Raw genomic sequence first — 14,281 nt, forward strand, 5'->3', positions numbered from 1 at the left:
GGCGCACCAGGCCGTGTGGCAGATCGAGAATCACACCCCCTTCGGCGCCGAGCGAGCTTGGGCGCGCGACCGTGATGGTGCCGAGGTTTGGCTGGTCGCGATCAAGGCGACCTTCGACATTGCGCCTGACGGCGGGCTGACCATCGCCGACCAGCAGCCACCCCCTGAGAAGACGACCGTCTACTTCGGCGAGCCGGGCCGCAGCAGCGTCCGCTACGAAAGCGACCTGGTATTGACGAAGAAGACCACTGACATCGTGGTCGTCGGGCACGCGCACGCCCCTGAAGGCAGGCCGGTGTCGGAACTCGATGTCGGTCTGCGCGTCGGTGGGGTGCGCAAGGTCATCAAGGTCTTTGGCGACCGCCTCTGGGGCGACTTCGGCGCTGGTTCTGGACGACCCTTCGTGAAGATGCCGCTGGTCTACGAGCGTGCGTTCGGTGGTGCCGCCGTGGACCCTGAGGACCCCGAGCGCGACTGGGACTGGCGCAACCCTGTGGGGTGCGGCTACGCGCGGCGCGGCGGTGCGGCCGTCGGCGTGCCGCTGCCGAATCTGGAATCGACCGACCGGCTGATCAACGCCTGGACTGATCGGCCGGCGCCCGCGGGCTTCGGCGCGATCGGCTGCCACTGGCAACCACGTCTGCGCCACGCCGGCACCTACGACCAGCACTGGCTGGACGAACGCCAACCGTTGTGGCCCGAAGATCTCGACGACCGCTACTTTCAGTGCGCACCCGAAGACCAGCAATCGCCCGCATTCATGGTGGGTGGAGAGCCTGTTGCGCTGCTGAACATGACGCAGGGTGGCGGCCTGCTGCGCTTTCAGCTGCCACGCTTGCACCTGGGCTTCGAGACTCGATTCCAAAGGGGCGAGCGTGAACTGCACACCGTGCGGCGCCTTCACACGGTGATTTTCGAGCCCGATGCGCCGCGCGTGTCGCTGGTCTGGCATTCCGCGCTTCCGTGTCACCAGAAGGTCTACCAACTCGACCGCACGGTGGTGACGCTGAAGACTGCACTCAACACGCGCCGCTGGGTCGAAGACGACCGGGACGACGGGCTGCTCGGCTGATCATGGACATCGCGCTCTTTGGCATGGGAGCCTGCACGGCGGTGGGTCACGACCTGGCGTCGACGGCCGCGGCCGTAAGGGCTGGCATCAGCGGCTTTGCGGAGCATCGCTTCGCCATGGACTCGCTTGGCGAGCCGATCCGGGTCGCGGCTGCACCTTGGCTCGAATCGACACTGAAGACCGAGCAGAGGCTCGAGATCCTGCTGTTCACGGCGATCGATGAAGCGCTGGGCGAGATGCGTCGCAAAGGCGTGCGGCTCGCGCTGTCGGTGGGCTTGCCGGAGCCCAGGCCGGGCCTGCCTTCGCTGGCTGCCTGGAGTCAGCAGATTGTCGGTGCCCGCTTCAAGGATGTCTTCACCGGTGCAGCGTTCGCCGAGCGCGGGCATGCGGCGGCGCTGATCGCGCTGCAGGCGGCGCAGGCATCCATCCTCGCCGGCGACTGTGACGCCTGCGTCGTCGCTGGTGTCGACAGCTGGGTGAACCCGGTCACGTTGGCATGGCTGGAGTCGACCCACCAGTTGCACGGCGTCGGCCGCTACAACAACGCCTGGGGGTTCGTTCCCGGCGAGGCCGGCGCGGCGCTGCTGATCGCGCGAGTCGATCTTGCCGAAACGCTGCACACCAAGCCGCTCGCGCGGCTGTTGAGAACGTCCAGCGGCGAAGAAAAGAACTGCATCAAGACGCCAACGGTATGCACCGGAGTTGGCCTGACTGCGGTGATGCGAGAGGTGCTGGCCGCGCGTCCAGGCGGCGCGCGCGTCAGCGACCTCTACAGCGACATGAACGGCGAACCCTACAGGGCCGACGAGTTTGGCTTCGCCATCGCTCGCACGTCGCAGTCTTTCGTTCATGCATCTGCGGTCGTGACCCCGGCAGACTGTACGGGCGATGTCGGCGCAGCCAGTGGTGCGCTACACCTGGCGCTGGCGGCGACGGCCGTTCGGAAGCGTTACGCCAGCGGATCGCTGGCGCTTACCTATGCGGGTTCCGAGGGTGGTGCGCGCGCTGCGGCTTTGATCGGGTTCGACTGAAGCACATCGACATGTCTCTGACGATCAAGATCAACGGCGACGACAACTCGCTGGCGCACAAGGGCTGTAGCGGCTTCGCGAAATCGACGCTGCCCGATGTCTGCAAGACGCCGAGCCCGGCCGGCCCGGTGCCGATCCCGTACCCCATCATCCTGTCCATGGCGTCGGACCTCGCCAACGGAACGACGACGGTCAAGGCCGACGGCGGCAACATGTGCGCGATCAAGGGCTCGGAACTGAGCCGCTGCAGCGGTGACGAGCCGGGCACCGCCGGCGGCGTGAAGTCATCGACCAACATGAAGGAGTCGACCTGGATCCTCTACGCGTTCACCGTCAAGATGGAAGGCAAGAATGCGTGCCGCCTTGGCGACAAGCTGTTCATGAACCACGAGAACACCGCGTGTCTGGGCGGCTGGATGGCGCTGCCGGTGATTCCGCAGAATCTGACAGCCGAACAGGCCGTTGCGTGCGCCATCATGTGCTGCGACAAGATGCCATACCGGCAGACGCGCGGCAAGTCGAGCAAGAATGACTGCCAGCGTCTGGCAACGAAGAAGCACTCTTGCGTGCATCATTCGCTGACCATGCTGAACAAGAGCACCAAGGCTGAGGGCAACACCCAAAGTGGCGGCGACATCGTCTCGGCGCCTCGGTTCAAGGAAAAGGGCTCGCCGTACCACGCGCCGGCTTCCACGCTCGCGCAGGCGAAAGCGCTGCGTGGGCCTGCTTTCCTCAAGAAGAATAAAGAGGTGAACTTCCTCTCCCCGGACGTGCTGATCCGATCCGATCCACCGAAGATCATTGACGCGAAGTTCATTCCCTGTGCGTCGCGCGACGAGATCAAGAAGAACCTCCGTCCTGACGGTCGGATCGTCATGAATGGACACACGCTGGAAACCGCCGCCGCGGCAGGCCCCATCAGCGGCAAGAAGGAGCAGCAGTTGTACCGGCAGCTCACTGTCGACGGGAAGCAAATCGACCCAGGCAGGAATGGCGTGAAGACCATGACACCGGAAAACGCCAAGAACGCCCTTGAGCCCAATCCCGGGTGCGACTGCAGCAAGACTGCTCCCGGCACCAAGGAAAACCTGCCCTACTGATCGCGTGCTGCAAGCACCGTCAGCTCGAAATCGACCCCATTCAGGAACTCCCGATGCAAGCCACTTCCGAGGGGCTGGGCCCACAGCTGACCTTCACCATCCGCGATACACCGGTCGTGATGCCGTGTTTCGGTATCGCGCTATACACCGGCGAGATGCTGTCCAAGCACGGTGATGCGGTCCTGAAGGCCTTCGAGCGATTTGGCCAATGGGTGCCTGCTTCGGAATTGCGCTGGTACATCACCGAAACCATGAACAAGCGCAAGCAGGTAACGGCAAAGACGCTGAACCTGCTGCCCACTTGGCTGCGGCCCGGCGCGCCCAGGCGCGAATACATCGCGCTGGACCTGAACGGTGGCAAGGAGTGGTGGGAAAGCTCGGACATCAACTTCTCGGTCTTCGGCCAGGAAGAGGATGCGCCGGCGCTTTCTCTGGGTGACGCCAACTGGGTGCGCATGTCGTTTCCGCTGGGCTGGATGCTCGACCGCCTGCCGGAGCTGGAAGCGCAGGCGCTCGAGCTGTTCGCTTCGATGCCCTTTGTCAGCGGTAGCGCCGGTCCGATGTTCGAGCTTTGTCCTTCCTACCGCATGGAGTCGCAGCGCTTTGCCTGGCCCACCGTGATGCGCTATCGCGGATTCGACATTTGCGATCCGGAAGCCGACTGCGGCGGTGTTCGCAGCGACGGCCTGCGCAGCGTCGGCTGGCTGACCTTCCTCGGAACCAGGCTCGCAGACGAATTCGGAGGGGCCGCGGGCCTGCGCCTGCGGCTGGCGAAGACGGTGGAGATTCAGGAGCTGGCGACCGGCCTGTGTCTGAAGGCCGGCTCGCGCCCGGCATTGGGTGATTGGGGTACTGGCGAGCGCCTGACGGACTACGAGTCGGTGTTCCGGGCGTGCGAGCCCGCCATAGAACGGATGGCGCAGCGCTATTCGCCGATGGACCTGGGACAGGACGAGAAAGAGAAAACCCGCAGGCTGATGCGCAGGTATGCGTATGAGGACGCCTGATGCGCATGGACTTTCCGGCGTTAAGTTGGACAACGCAGGCCAGCGATCCGGCCCGCACGCTGCTGCGAGTCGATCTCGCGACCCCCGTGGACGCGCACGGTGCCGCGGCCGTCATCGACACGGTGGCAGGCTTCTGCGCCGTGGCCGGGCTGGGTGCCTTCATCGATTCGGCCGCGGCCGGACCGGCCGTGTGTCGCCTGCTCTCCGCGGAGCCGCATCCCTTGAGCCTGCGATTCGAGCTCGATTGCAATGGCCTTGACCTGCGGTCGTTCCAGGTGCTTCGCAACATGATGGCCAAGCTGCGTGAAGGCCACATCGATGTTCAGGCGATCTCGGTATCTGGGGCCCAGCTGCGCTTTCCGAGCGACCCCGACGTGCCGCTCATCGATGAAGACAACGAGGCCGGGGCCTACCCGCAAGTCCATGGCGCCGTCCGCATGGGCCGTGCCGACGAGGACGACGACATTTTTGCCGGTGCACGGCGCTGCCTGCTCGTGCTGCATGCGCCGGTGACACAGGCGCACCTCGACGCCTTGCAGTCGATCCTTCGCCCCTGGTTCATGCTGCTGGAAGCCGGCGGGTACGCACTGCCGCTGGGCTGGCCCTGGCAACTGGAATGCATGGGCGATACCGCCGCGCAGTTCGACGAAAAATCGATCGAGATCAACGTGCTGCGCTTTCGCGCGAGCGAGGAAGCTTGGTCGGCGCTGGCGAACATGGTGTGGGTGAACGCACGGGAGCTGGGCCTCCCGGTCTCGCACATCGAAATCGATTTTTGAGAAACCGAAGCCATGCCGGTCATCGCCTCCTTCGTCCGCCACCACGAGCGCCCGGCAGCGCATCTGGACGGCATTGCGGTGGCAGGCGAATATGGTGACCAAAGGGCGCAGGCCATGCTGGAATTGGCGTGGCTTGGCGGATGGAGCGTTGCTGCATGAAGCTCGACGTGCGCTTGTTGATGACTGCGTTGGCCGTCTTCTTTCTTGTCATCGGCGTTGCGCGCGGCATCTTCGCGAAGCGTGTGGTGCCGCAAGCCCAGGCTTGGCTTCTGACCGGAACCATGTTCGGTCTGGTGTCACTCTGGTTGCACTTTGCTTGAGTCACGCCGCTCCGGCGTCGCCACCATGACTTTCGTACATTGCCCCCTCGCCCCATCCGCGGAACCATGCCCGAATGTCTTCCGCTCCCCGTCAAGACGGCCGGGCCGGCCATTCGTCTTCCCTGCCGGACGATGAGGCAGGCAATGTCGACCCCGATGCCACCCGCATCGCGCCCGCCGCCGCACCTCTGGCGCAAATGTCCGAGCACACCGCGGCCAACAGCAAGTCGGTCGGCGGCAACACGGCTTATCCGCAGACCCAGCGCCTGTCCGGCGATACCGCGTCGCCCGCCCCGGTCACCGGTACCCTGCCCGGCGGTCGCATCGCCCCCGGAAATGAGGCACCCGTTCGCCAGGTCGGCCGTTATGAAATCTCGGAACGCCTGGGCCGGGGCGGCATGGCCAGCGTGTTCCGGGCGCATGACCCGGGCATCGGGCGGGATGTGGCGATCAAGTTCCTGCATGCGTCGCTTTGCGAGGACGAGGAGTACCGGGCGCGATTCCTGAGGGAGGCGCGGGCTTCGGGTGGGTTGTCGCATCCGAACATCGTGACGGTACACGATGTGGGCGAAATCGACGGGCGGCCTTACATGGCGATGGAGCTGCTGGACGGCGAGTCGCTGGCGGAGGTGCTGGCGCCAGGGCAGCCGCTGCCGGTTCGGGACGTGGTGATCATGGGCATGCAGCTGGCGCGGGCGCTGGACTATGCGCACAAGCGCGGCATCGTGCACCGCGACATCAAGCCGGGGAACATCGCCCGCGTGCGCAACACGCTGGACATCAAGGTGATGGACTTCGGCATTGCGCACATGGAGTCGACCAAGGGCGAGCAGCGCACCCGCGTGGGCGACGTGCTGGGCACGCCGCAGTACATGGCGCCCGAGCAGATGCAGGGCGAGAAGATCGATGGCCGCTCGGACCTGTTCTCGGCCGGCATCGTGCTGTACCAGATGCTCACCGGCCAGCGGCCGTTCCAGGGCGACAGCGTGGTGAACCTGGCGCTGAAGATCGCCAAGGAAGACCCGACGCCGATGGCCAGGCTGCGGCCCGGCCTGCCGGCTTCGCTGCGCCGCGTGGTGGACCGTTGCATTGCCAAGGCGCCCGAGCATCGCTTCCAGACTGGCGCCGAGCTGGCCGAGGCGCTGGGCCGTGTGCTGGTGGAGATCGACGAGGAGGCAGGCGCGGCGAACCGGCCGCGCATTGTGTCGCTGCGCGTGAAGTGGGCCGGCATGATGGCGCTGATCGTCGCGGTGGTGATGGCGCTGAGCGCCTCGCTGATCATCCAGCGCCAGTACGCCGCGATGATGACCCAGGTGGCCGACTACGGCGCGGCGCTGGCGCGTTTCATCGCCGCGCAGAACGCGGTGGCGGCGCTCAGCGAGGACTGGGTGGCGGTGGACGTGTCGCTGCAGGAAGTGATGAAGACGGGCGACTTCCAGAGCGTGACCGTGGCCGACCGTGGCGGCGTGGTGCGCGCCTCCAGCCAGCCGGCGCTGCAGGGCCAGCCGTACCAGCCGCTGCCAGGCGAATCCCTGGGCGAGAGGGGCGGCGTGAAGCTCTCGCGCTACTTGGCCGGGGGCGAGCCGGTGCTGGGGTTCGAGTCCACCATCACCTTCCAGGGCAAGCCGGTGGGCCGGGTGGCGCTGGGGTTGCCGGAGCGGCCGCTGGAGCGCGTGGCCCGGCTGTCCATCACGCTGATGATCGGGCTGGCGGTGGTCACGGTGCTGGCGGTGGCGGTGGCGATGTTCTTCGTGGCCAACTGGTTCGCCCGGCCGATCAAGCTGATGGCCGAGGCGCTGGGCGAAATCTCCCGCGGCCGCTACGACTTCCGCATCCGCGAGCAGCGCAAGGACGAGTTCGGCCTGCTGTATGCCACCTTCGACCAGATGGCCCAGTCGCTGCAGGAGCGGCACGCGCCCGCGCCGCCGGCCTCCACGCTGGCGGCGGCCAAGGAGGTCGTCTCCGCCGGGGAGAAGAAAGAGGCGGCCGATGCGGGCGGTTCGACCGCCGGCGCCACGACAGACTTGCCGCTCTGAGCCTCGCGATGAACACCGTGGTGGCATGGCGCTGGAAGGCGCTCTTGGCAATGGCCTTCGTGCTGGCAAGCTGCACTTCGACGCCACCCGCGCTGCAGAGCTCTCCGCAAGTGGCGACCGAGCCCACGGCGGCGACCGGCGTGGTGGCGCGCAGCGAGCTGCTGCTGGTCTACCTGCCAGTGGCGGGCGACAGCCTGCGCAGCATCGCGGGCCGGCTGCTGGGCGACGAAGGGCGCGACTGGCAGATCGCCGAGGCCAACGCCGGGCTGCCCAAGCCCGAACCGGGCCGGCCGCTGGTGGTGCCGCTGCAGCCGCTGAACCCGCTGGGCGTGCGTGCCGACAGCTACCAGACCGTGCCGGTGCTGTGTTACCACCGGCTGGGCACCGGCGGCGGCAAGATGAACGTCTCGCCGGCCCGCTTTGCCGCGCAGATGGAATGGCTGGTGCGCAACGACTACCGGGTGATCCGCCTGGGCCAGCTGGCCGACTACTTGGCGGGCCGCGAGGCGCTGCCGCCTCGCGCGGTGGTCCTCACCTTCGACGACGGCTATGAGTCGACCTACCGGCATGCCTTCCCGGTGCTGCGCCGGCTCGGGCTGCCGGCCACGCTGTTCGTCTACACCGACTGGATCGGCGCCGGCGAAGCGCTGAGCTGGGCGCAACTGCAGGAGATGGCGGCTTCCGGCCTGGTGGACGTGCAGGCGCATTCAAAGAGCCACCGCAACCTGATCGAGCGCACGGCCGGCGAGGGCGATGAGCGCTACCGGCAAAGCCTGGACCAGGAGATCCGCGGCCCGCGCGAGCTGCTGGAAAAGCGTCTGGCGGTCCAGGTGCAGCAATACGCCTACCCGTATGGCGATGCCAACGACCTGGTGCTGGACCTGCTGGCCCGCCAGCGCTACAGCCTGGCCGTGACAGTGAACCCCGGCGGCAACGCCTTCTTTGCGCAGCCGCTGATGCTGCGCCGGACCATGATCTTCGGCGACCACGACCTGGAAGCCTTCAAGGCGAGGCTGCAGACCAGCCGGCGCTTCGGGCCGGTGCCATGAGGTGGACCAGCATTGGATCTGCGGTGCTGCTGGCCCTGGCGGGCTGCGCAGGCACGCCGACTGCGGTGCCGCCCGCGGAAGGCGGCGGCATCGCGGTCTTGCCGGACGCGCTGACCGTCTTCGAGTCGGCGCAGCGGCAGCGCGCGCAGGAGCTGGAGCGCAAAGAGCAACTGGCCGATGCGGCCTGGACCTGGGAAGTACTGGCCACGCTGCGGCCGGGCGAAGCGGAGTACCGCGAGCGCGTTGCCGCGCTGCGCCGGCGCATCGACACGGCGGTCGCCGAGCGGCTGCAGCGCGGCCAGCAGGCCCAGAAGCGGGGTGACCTGGAGGCCGCGAGCGCGCAGTACCTGGCCGCGCTTGCATTGCAGCCGCAACCCGCCCAAGCGGCCCAGGCGGCCGACGCACTGCGTGCCATCGAGCGCGAGCGCAACCGCCGCAACTTCCTCGGCCAGCCCTCGCGCATCACCATCACGCGGCGCAACCCGGCCGAGTTCCTCCAACCCACGACGCCGGCCGCACCGGGCCGTGCGGACAACGGGACACCGGACCGCAACGAGTTGGAACACATCACGATGTTGGCCGCGCAAGGCGAGCTGGACGAAGCGCTGGCGCTGGCAGAGCAACGTGTGGCGGCCGACAAGCGCGACGCCGCAGCGCGCCAGTTGCTGGCCGACCTGTATGTGCAGAAGGCCGAGCAACTGGCCGCACGCGAGCAGAAGCCCGAGGCCATCGCCTGGCTGCAGAAAAGCCTGAAGTTGCCGGGCAACCATGCGCGGGCCACGGCGCTGATGAAACAGCTCAAGTCTGCCGCGCCGGTGGCGGCCGGTGGCGTGCCCGCCAAGGCTGCGGATGCCGCCCGCTCTGCGGGCACCGCGGTTGGCACGGCCGTCAGTTCGCAACCTGACGCTGCGCCGGTGGATCGCTGACGCAACCGATGCGCTCCCGCGCCCCGGCTGCGAGCCTCGCTTCAGCTCATTTCAGCTGATCGACCTTCAGCTTCAGCTGCACCGCTTTCTGGCGTTCCAGCTTGGCCAGTTCGTTGTTCGGGTCCAGCGCCAGCACGCTGTCCCAGCTGCGGATCGCACCGGCCAGGTCCTGCTTGGCAAAGGCCGTGCGCGCGGCCTGGGTGTTCTTGTCGACCAGGCGCTTGCGCACCGCTTCGGCCTTGGCCTGCGCGCCGGGCTGGTCCAGCGAGGCGGCACGCCGGTATTCGTCCAGCGCCTGCTCCAGTTTGCCGGCGCGCTCGGCGGCCTCGCCGTTGCGCAGCGCGCGTTCGCCGGGCGAGGGTTCGGGCGGTGGGGCGGGGGCGGCAACCGGGGGCGGCGTGTCGGGCATGGCCGGTTTGGCGGCATCGCTGCCCTTGGTGCCGGGCGTGCCGCGGCTGGGTTCCTTCGGTTCCAGCGAGCCAGGGGGCGGCGCCTTGCCGGGCACGCGGATCTGCTGGCCGCCGGCCACCTGCTTGGGCACGCGGATGTCGTTGTAGCGGGCCAGGATGTAGAAGGCGTAGATGTCGCCCATGAAGCGCCCGGCAATGCGCGAGAGCGAATCGTTGGGCCGCACGGTGTAGACCCAGGACTCGCGGCCCAGCGTGGCGACCGGGTCGGCGGTGATTTGGCGCATCAGGTTGTTGGCCAGCTTGTTCGCGTAGTCCAGGCCCAGGGCTTTTTGCAACTCGGCGCGCGCGTCGTCCTCGCGGCCGGCTTCCAGCAGGTCCACCGCGGCCAGCGCGATCTTCTGCGCCTGGGCCTGCGCGGCGGGGCCGGCGGGTGGTGGCGGCTCGGGCGGTGGCGGAGGCGGTGGTGCGGGTTGCGAGGCGGCCGAGGCTGCTGGAGCGGGTGCCGTGGCCGCCTGGCCCGCGGGCCGGCCGCCGTCGGCAGCACAGGCGGCCAGCAGGGCCAGCAGCGTCAGCGCCGGCAGGGCGCGCGAAGGGGTGTGGAGCATGGGCATGGCGGCAGGCGCTGGGGCGATCCTGCGTGTCCTCAGGAGACCAATGTGCAGTATGGGAGAAGCGCCGCGACTGCGCAGGTGACTTTCGGACATTGCAGCCGCAACCATGGGACAGGACCATCGGCCGCGATGCAAGCTGCACTTCATTCCGTCACGCCCGCTGCCCCGCCGCGCCTGCTGCGGCCGCCCATCCCGGCCATCGTGCAGCAGCATGCCGACGATGCCGCCCACCTGCGCCACCTGCGCTCGGTGCTGGTGCGTGGGCCGCACGTGAAGCTGCTGCAGTTGCAGCGGCTGGATGACCGGCTCGAAGCTCACCTGGACGGCTTGGCCGTGGCCGGCGCCTATGGCCTGGCGCGGGCGCAGGAGGCGCTGGAGCGGCCCGGCTGCGGCGAGGTCTTCGCGGCGCTGGTCTGCGCGCTGCAGCTGCCGGACGAGGCCGCGGTGGATCGCCTGCTGAGCCTGGCGCCGGTGCTGCCCGAGGCCTGGCGCGGGGCGGTCTCGGCGCTGGGCTGGGTCTCGCCTGCGCAGTTGCGCGAACGGGTGCGCGGGCTGCTGGCCTCGCCACAGCCTTGGCGGCAGGCGCTGGCCATCGAAGCCTGCCGGCTGCACCGTGTGGACCCGGGGCCCGCGCTGGCCGCGGCGCTGCGGCAGGACGATGCGTTGCTGCGCGCTGCTGCATTGCGCGCTGCCGGCGAACTGGGCCGGACCGACCTGTTGCCGCAGGCGCTGGCACTGCTGGATGCCACGCCCGAAGCCGCACGTGCAGCCTGCCTGCTGGGCGACCGCGCCGACGCGCTGCGCGCCGCCGAGCTGGCGGCTTTCGCCACGCCGGCACCGCACGCCTTGCGCAGCCTGGCCGTGCAGGCGCTGGACTGGTTGCGGGCACGCGACGCGGTGCGCACGCTGGCGCAGGACCCGCAGGCCGTGCGACAGCTGATCCGCGGCATTGGCTGGCTGGGCGACGTGCGCCTCGTGCCCTGGCTGATCGAGCGCATGGCCGAACCGCGGCTGGCGCGCCTGGCCGGCGAAGCCTTCAGCCTGATCACCGGGGCGGACCTGGCGGCACGGGACCTGGAGCGCGAGCCGCCGGAGGACTTCCAGTCCGGCCCGACCGACGACCCCGAGGACGAGGACGTGGCGATGGACGAGGACGACAGCCTGCCATGGCCGGACGTGGACCGCGTGCAGCGCTGGTGGCAGGCCGAGGCGGCACGCTTCCCGGCTGCGCAACGCGTGTTCGTGGGCGGGCCGGTGACACCCGCGCACTGCCTGCAGGTGCTGCGCGAAGGCTCGCAGCGGCAGCGTGCGCTGGCGGCGCAGCAGCTCGCGCTGCTGGCGCCGGGCGGGCAGCTGTTTCCGGTCGCCGCGCCGGTGTGGCGGCAGCGCAGGCTGCTGGATGCGCCGGGAGCCGAACCCGCACGGTGACTTTCGTTCATTGAAGCCTTCCGGATCAGCCGCGAACATGGCGGGCAAGGAGCACGTTCCACCATGACCCTCACGCTGCGCGCGGTGTCGCTGAACGACCTGCCCCTGACCCAGCCCATCACCGCGCAGTTCGACGCGCAAGGCGGCACCATCGGCCGGTCCGACCAGAACACCATGGCGCTGCCGGACCCGGAGCGCCACATCTCGCGCCAGCAGGCCGAGATCCGCACCAGCGGTGGCAGCTACCTGATCTGCAACGTCGGCAGTGCCAACCCGATCACCGTGCATGGCCAGGCGCTGGGACAAGGCCAGTCCGCGCCGCTGGCGCATCACGACCGGGTGCGCATCGGCGGCTACCTGCTGGAGGTGATCGACGAATCGCTGGCACCGGACGTGGGGGCCACCGTGATCCAGCGCTCGCCCGAGACCCCCACGCGCATGAACGGGCTGAGCCCTGTCACGCCGGTGCACATGGCCAACCATGCGCTGCAGGGCGCGCTGTCCAGCACCAACCCGTTTGCCGACCTGATGGACCGGCAGCAGGCCCCGCCAGCGCCCGCGGCTGCCGCGCCATCGCCTTCACCGGCCAGTGCACGCCTGCCCGACGATTTCGATCCGTTTGCCGCGCCTGCCGCCTCGCCCCCGCCGGCCTCTCGGCCAGGTTTCGGCGCCGATCCCGGCGGTGTCTTCGCCGACCTGATGCCCGACACCGGCCCACGCTCCATCGACGACCTGCTGGGCCTGCAGCCCGGTGGCAGCAGCGACCCGCTGGCCGCCTTCATGGCTGGCGCTGCGCCGGTGCCGCAGGCCGGCGGCAGTGCGCCATTGCCGACCGATCCGCTGGCGTTGTTCGGCGCGCCCTTGCCAGCTGACACGCAGGGGCCGATGACCACGGCGCTGCCCGACCACACGCCGGCGCTGCAGACGGTCTTCCAGCCGCCGCTGGCGGCCGCACCCCGGGCGCAGCCGGAGCCGGACACGCTGTCGCGGCAGCCGGTGGTGGCGCCAGCCGCGCCAGCGATGAGCGGCGCGAGTGGTGATACGGCTGCACTGTGGCGCGCGTTTTCCGAAGGCGCCGGCATCCGGCTGGACCCGCCGCAAGGGCTGAACCCGGAGCTGATGCGCGTCATCGGCCAGTTGCTGCGCTCAGCCGTGGAGGGCACGCTGCAGATGATGGCGGTGCGCGCCGCCACCAAGCAGGAGCTGCGCGCCGAGGTCACGGTGATCCGCTCGCGCGACAACAACCCGCTGAAGTTTTCGCCCGGCGCGCAGTCGGCACTGGAGCAACTGCTGCAGCCGCCAGTGCGCGGCTTCCTGCCCGGCCCGGCAGCCATGGCCGACGCGATGCACGACCTGGTGGGCCACACCATCGGCACCATGGCCGGCACGCGGGCCGCGCTGGAAGGCGTGCTGGGCCGCTTCAAACCTTCGGCGCTGGAGGCCAAGCTGGTCGGCCGCTCGATGCTGGACAGCGTGCTGCCGCTGGGCCGCAAGGCCAGGCTCTGGGAGCTGTACCTGCAGCATTTCGAGGCCATCCGCGAGGAAGCGCAGGAGGACTTCCACACGCTGTTCGGGAAGGCCTTCCTCGAAGCCTACGAGGACCAGCTGGAGCGCCTGGGTGAACTGGCGCGCGACAATGCCCGGCCAGCCGGGAAAGAGGTGCCTCAAGATAGCGCCCGCGCAGGCTGAGTCCGGGCTCCCCGATGTTGAACATCCGCATGGCCGTCTGCAGCGAGCCCGGCACGCGCAGCAGCAACGAAGACGCGCTGGCCACCGGTGACTGCGGCCCCGGCTGGTTTGCCGTGCTGGCCGACGGTGCCGGCGGCCACCGCCACGGCGCCGAAGCCGCACGCCGCGCCGTCTACCGCCTGCAGACCTGCCTGGGTGACGCCACGCTGCCGTGGCGTCCCGAACTGTTGACCGGCGCGGTGCTGGCCGCCCACGACGACGTGCGCCGCGGCCAGGACGGCGAGGGCCTGGCGCGCATGCACACGACGGTGGTTGCGCTGTGCGTGGACGCGCAGCGCGGCGTGGCGCTGTGGACCCACGTCGGCGACTCGCGGCTCTACCGCCTGCGCGGCGGCCGCATCGACACGGTCACGCAGGACGACAGCCTGGTGCACTCGCTGCTGCAGGCCGGTCTGCTCACGCCGGACCAGGCGGAGGTGCATCCGCACCGCAACCAGCTGCTGGCCGCGCTGGGCATCGAAGACGCGCTGGAGCCGCACACCACGGCCTTGCAGCCCTTGGTGGCGGGCGATGTGTTCCTGCTGTGCAGCGACGGGTGGTGGGGCAGCGCGGGGGAGACGGTGATTCCGGCGACCTTGGGCGAGGCAGCATCACCGGATGAATGGTTGGCCGCGATGCGCCAGGCCATCGAACAGCGCGGCCTGACGGACCAGGACAACTTCAGTGCGATTGCGGTGTGGGTGGATGCCGAGGCGAACGGTGTTTGAGATGGGTTGCTCGATGCCGCGCCGAGGTGGCGTGAAAACAAATGGGGTCAGAGTCA

At 68.9% G+C, this 14,281-nt stretch carries 14 protein-coding genes; 13 read left to right on the forward strand and 1 reads right to left on the reverse strand.

Annotated elements, in window-relative coordinates; genetic code table 11:
• The first annotated feature begins 13 nt into the window (after positions 1 to 13).
• From ACAH41_RS19665 to ACAH41_RS19710, 10 genes are all read left to right on the forward strand, one after another.
• Positions 14 to 1,072: a DUF2169 domain-containing protein gene (locus ACAH41_RS19665; RefSeq protein WP_325651618.1), complete on the forward strand. Its 1,059-nt coding sequence runs from the start codon at positions 14 to 16 to the stop codon at positions 1,070 to 1,072.
• 2 nt (positions 1,073 to 1,074) lie between these two features.
• Positions 1,075 to 2,103, forward strand: a complete 1,029-nt coding sequence (locus tag ACAH41_RS19670) for a beta-ketoacyl synthase N-terminal-like domain-containing protein (RefSeq protein ID WP_325651616.1) — start codon at positions 1,075 to 1,077, stop codon at positions 2,101 to 2,103.
• 11 nt (positions 2,104 to 2,114) lie between these two features.
• A complete protein-coding gene (locus tag ACAH41_RS19675) occupies positions 2,115 to 3,203 on the forward strand; it encodes a DUF4150 domain-containing protein (RefSeq protein WP_325651614.1) in 1,089 nt (362 codons plus the stop codon).
• Between the two features lie 53 nt (positions 3,204 to 3,256).
• The gene (locus ACAH41_RS19680) at positions 3,257 to 4,210 is read left to right on the forward strand and encodes a type VI immunity family protein (protein ID WP_325651612.1); all 954 of its coding nucleotides are present in this window, start codon (positions 3,257 to 3,259) and stop codon (positions 4,208 to 4,210) included.
• Positions 4,210 to 4,989 carry a hypothetical protein gene (locus tag ACAH41_RS19685; protein WP_325651610.1) on the forward strand — a complete coding sequence of 260 codons (780 nt, stop codon included), beginning with the start codon at positions 4,210 to 4,212 and terminating at the stop codon, positions 4,987 to 4,989. Before ACAH41_RS19680 ends, ACAH41_RS19685 begins: the two co-directional genes overlap by 1 nt.
• A 12-nt stretch (positions 4,990 to 5,001) precedes the next feature.
• On the forward strand, positions 5,002 to 5,148 hold the full coding sequence (locus ACAH41_RS19690; protein ID WP_325651609.1) for a hypothetical protein: 147 nt from the start codon (positions 5,002 to 5,004) through the stop codon (positions 5,146 to 5,148).
• Positions 5,145 to 5,309: a hypothetical protein gene (locus ACAH41_RS19695; protein ID WP_325651607.1), complete on the forward strand. Its 165-nt coding sequence runs from the start codon at positions 5,145 to 5,147 to the stop codon at positions 5,307 to 5,309. The genes ACAH41_RS19690 and ACAH41_RS19695 overlap by 4 nt, the downstream gene beginning before the upstream one ends.
• 74 nt (positions 5,310 to 5,383) lie before the next feature.
• The gene (locus ACAH41_RS19700; protein WP_325651605.1) at positions 5,384 to 7,345 is read left to right on the forward strand and encodes a protein kinase; all 1,962 of its coding nucleotides are present in this window, start codon (positions 5,384 to 5,386) and stop codon (positions 7,343 to 7,345) included.
• Positions 7,346 to 7,353: 8 nt separating this feature from the next.
• The gene (locus tag ACAH41_RS19705; RefSeq protein ID WP_325651603.1) at positions 7,354 to 8,394 is read left to right on the forward strand and encodes a polysaccharide deacetylase family protein; all 1,041 of its coding nucleotides are present in this window, start codon (positions 7,354 to 7,356) and stop codon (positions 8,392 to 8,394) included.
• Positions 8,391 to 9,320, forward strand: coding sequence for a hypothetical protein (locus ACAH41_RS19710; RefSeq protein ID WP_370538427.1), 930 nt, complete (start codon positions 8,391 to 8,393; stop codon positions 9,318 to 9,320). The genes ACAH41_RS19705 and ACAH41_RS19710 overlap by 4 nt, the downstream gene beginning before the upstream one ends.
• Positions 9,321 to 9,366: 46 nt before the next feature.
• Here the strand turns inward: ACAH41_RS19710 and ACAH41_RS19715 are convergent, their stop codons facing one another.
• Positions 9,367 to 10,335 (reverse strand): LysM peptidoglycan-binding domain-containing protein, encoded by a 969-nt coding sequence (locus tag ACAH41_RS19715; protein ID WP_370538428.1) that lies wholly within the window; start codon positions 10,333 to 10,335, stop codon positions 9,367 to 9,369.
• A 135-nt stretch (positions 10,336 to 10,470) separates the two neighbouring features.
• On the opposite strand from ACAH41_RS19715, the gene ACAH41_RS19720 reads away from it, so the two are divergent.
• From ACAH41_RS19720 to ACAH41_RS19730, 3 genes are all read left to right on the forward strand, one after another.
• The gene (locus tag ACAH41_RS19720) at positions 10,471 to 11,769 is read left to right on the forward strand and encodes a TIGR02270 family protein (RefSeq protein ID WP_325651599.1); all 1,299 of its coding nucleotides are present in this window, start codon (positions 10,471 to 10,473) and stop codon (positions 11,767 to 11,769) included.
• A gap of 63 nt (positions 11,770 to 11,832) precedes the next feature.
• Complete coding sequence (tagH, locus tag ACAH41_RS19725) at positions 11,833 to 13,458, forward strand: type VI secretion system-associated FHA domain protein TagH (RefSeq protein WP_325651598.1); 1,626 nt, start codon at positions 11,833 to 11,835, stop codon at positions 13,456 to 13,458.
• A gap of 14 nt (positions 13,459 to 13,472) precedes the next feature.
• Positions 13,473 to 14,225: a protein phosphatase 2C domain-containing protein gene (locus ACAH41_RS19730; RefSeq protein WP_325651597.1), complete on the forward strand. Its 753-nt coding sequence runs from the start codon at positions 13,473 to 13,475 to the stop codon at positions 14,223 to 14,225.
• Positions 14,226 to 14,281: the final 56 nt, after the last annotated feature.

This window comes from Ideonella sp., from assembly GCF_041287625.1.
Lineage (GTDB): Bacteria > Pseudomonadota > Gammaproteobacteria > Burkholderiales > Burkholderiaceae_C > Ideonella.

Coding starts and splice junctions, on each gene's coding strand:
- ACAH41_RS19715 (WP_370538428.1), bottom strand. CDS start 10,335: ATGCTCCACACCCCTTCGCGCGCCCTGCCGGCGCTGACGCTGCTGGCC.
- tagH (WP_325651598.1), top strand. CDS start 11,833: ATGACCCTCACGCTGCGCGCGGTGTCGCTGAACGACCTGCCCCTGACC.
- ACAH41_RS19720 (WP_325651599.1), top strand. CDS start 10,471: ATGCAAGCTGCACTTCATTCCGTCACGCCCGCTGCCCCGCCGCGCCTG.
- ACAH41_RS19690 (WP_325651609.1), top strand. CDS start 5,002: ATGCCGGTCATCGCCTCCTTCGTCCGCCACCACGAGCGCCCGGCAGCG.
- ACAH41_RS19695 (WP_325651607.1), top strand. CDS start 5,145: ATGAAGCTCGACGTGCGCTTGTTGATGACTGCGTTGGCCGTCTTCTTT.
- ACAH41_RS19700 (WP_325651605.1), top strand. CDS start 5,384: ATGTCTTCCGCTCCCCGTCAAGACGGCCGGGCCGGCCATTCGTCTTCC.
- ACAH41_RS19705 (WP_325651603.1), top strand. CDS start 7,354: ATGAACACCGTGGTGGCATGGCGCTGGAAGGCGCTCTTGGCAATGGCC.
- ACAH41_RS19680 (WP_325651612.1), top strand. CDS start 3,257: ATGCAAGCCACTTCCGAGGGGCTGGGCCCACAGCTGACCTTCACCATC.
- ACAH41_RS19670 (WP_325651616.1), top strand. CDS start 1,075: ATGGACATCGCGCTCTTTGGCATGGGAGCCTGCACGGCGGTGGGTCAC.
- ACAH41_RS19710 (WP_370538427.1), top strand. CDS start 8,391: ATGAGGTGGACCAGCATTGGATCTGCGGTGCTGCTGGCCCTGGCGGGC.
- ACAH41_RS19675 (WP_325651614.1), top strand. CDS start 2,115: ATGTCTCTGACGATCAAGATCAACGGCGACGACAACTCGCTGGCGCAC.
- ACAH41_RS19730 (WP_325651597.1), top strand. CDS start 13,473: ATGTTGAACATCCGCATGGCCGTCTGCAGCGAGCCCGGCACGCGCAGC.
- ACAH41_RS19685 (WP_325651610.1), top strand. CDS start 4,210: ATGCGCATGGACTTTCCGGCGTTAAGTTGGACAACGCAGGCCAGCGAT.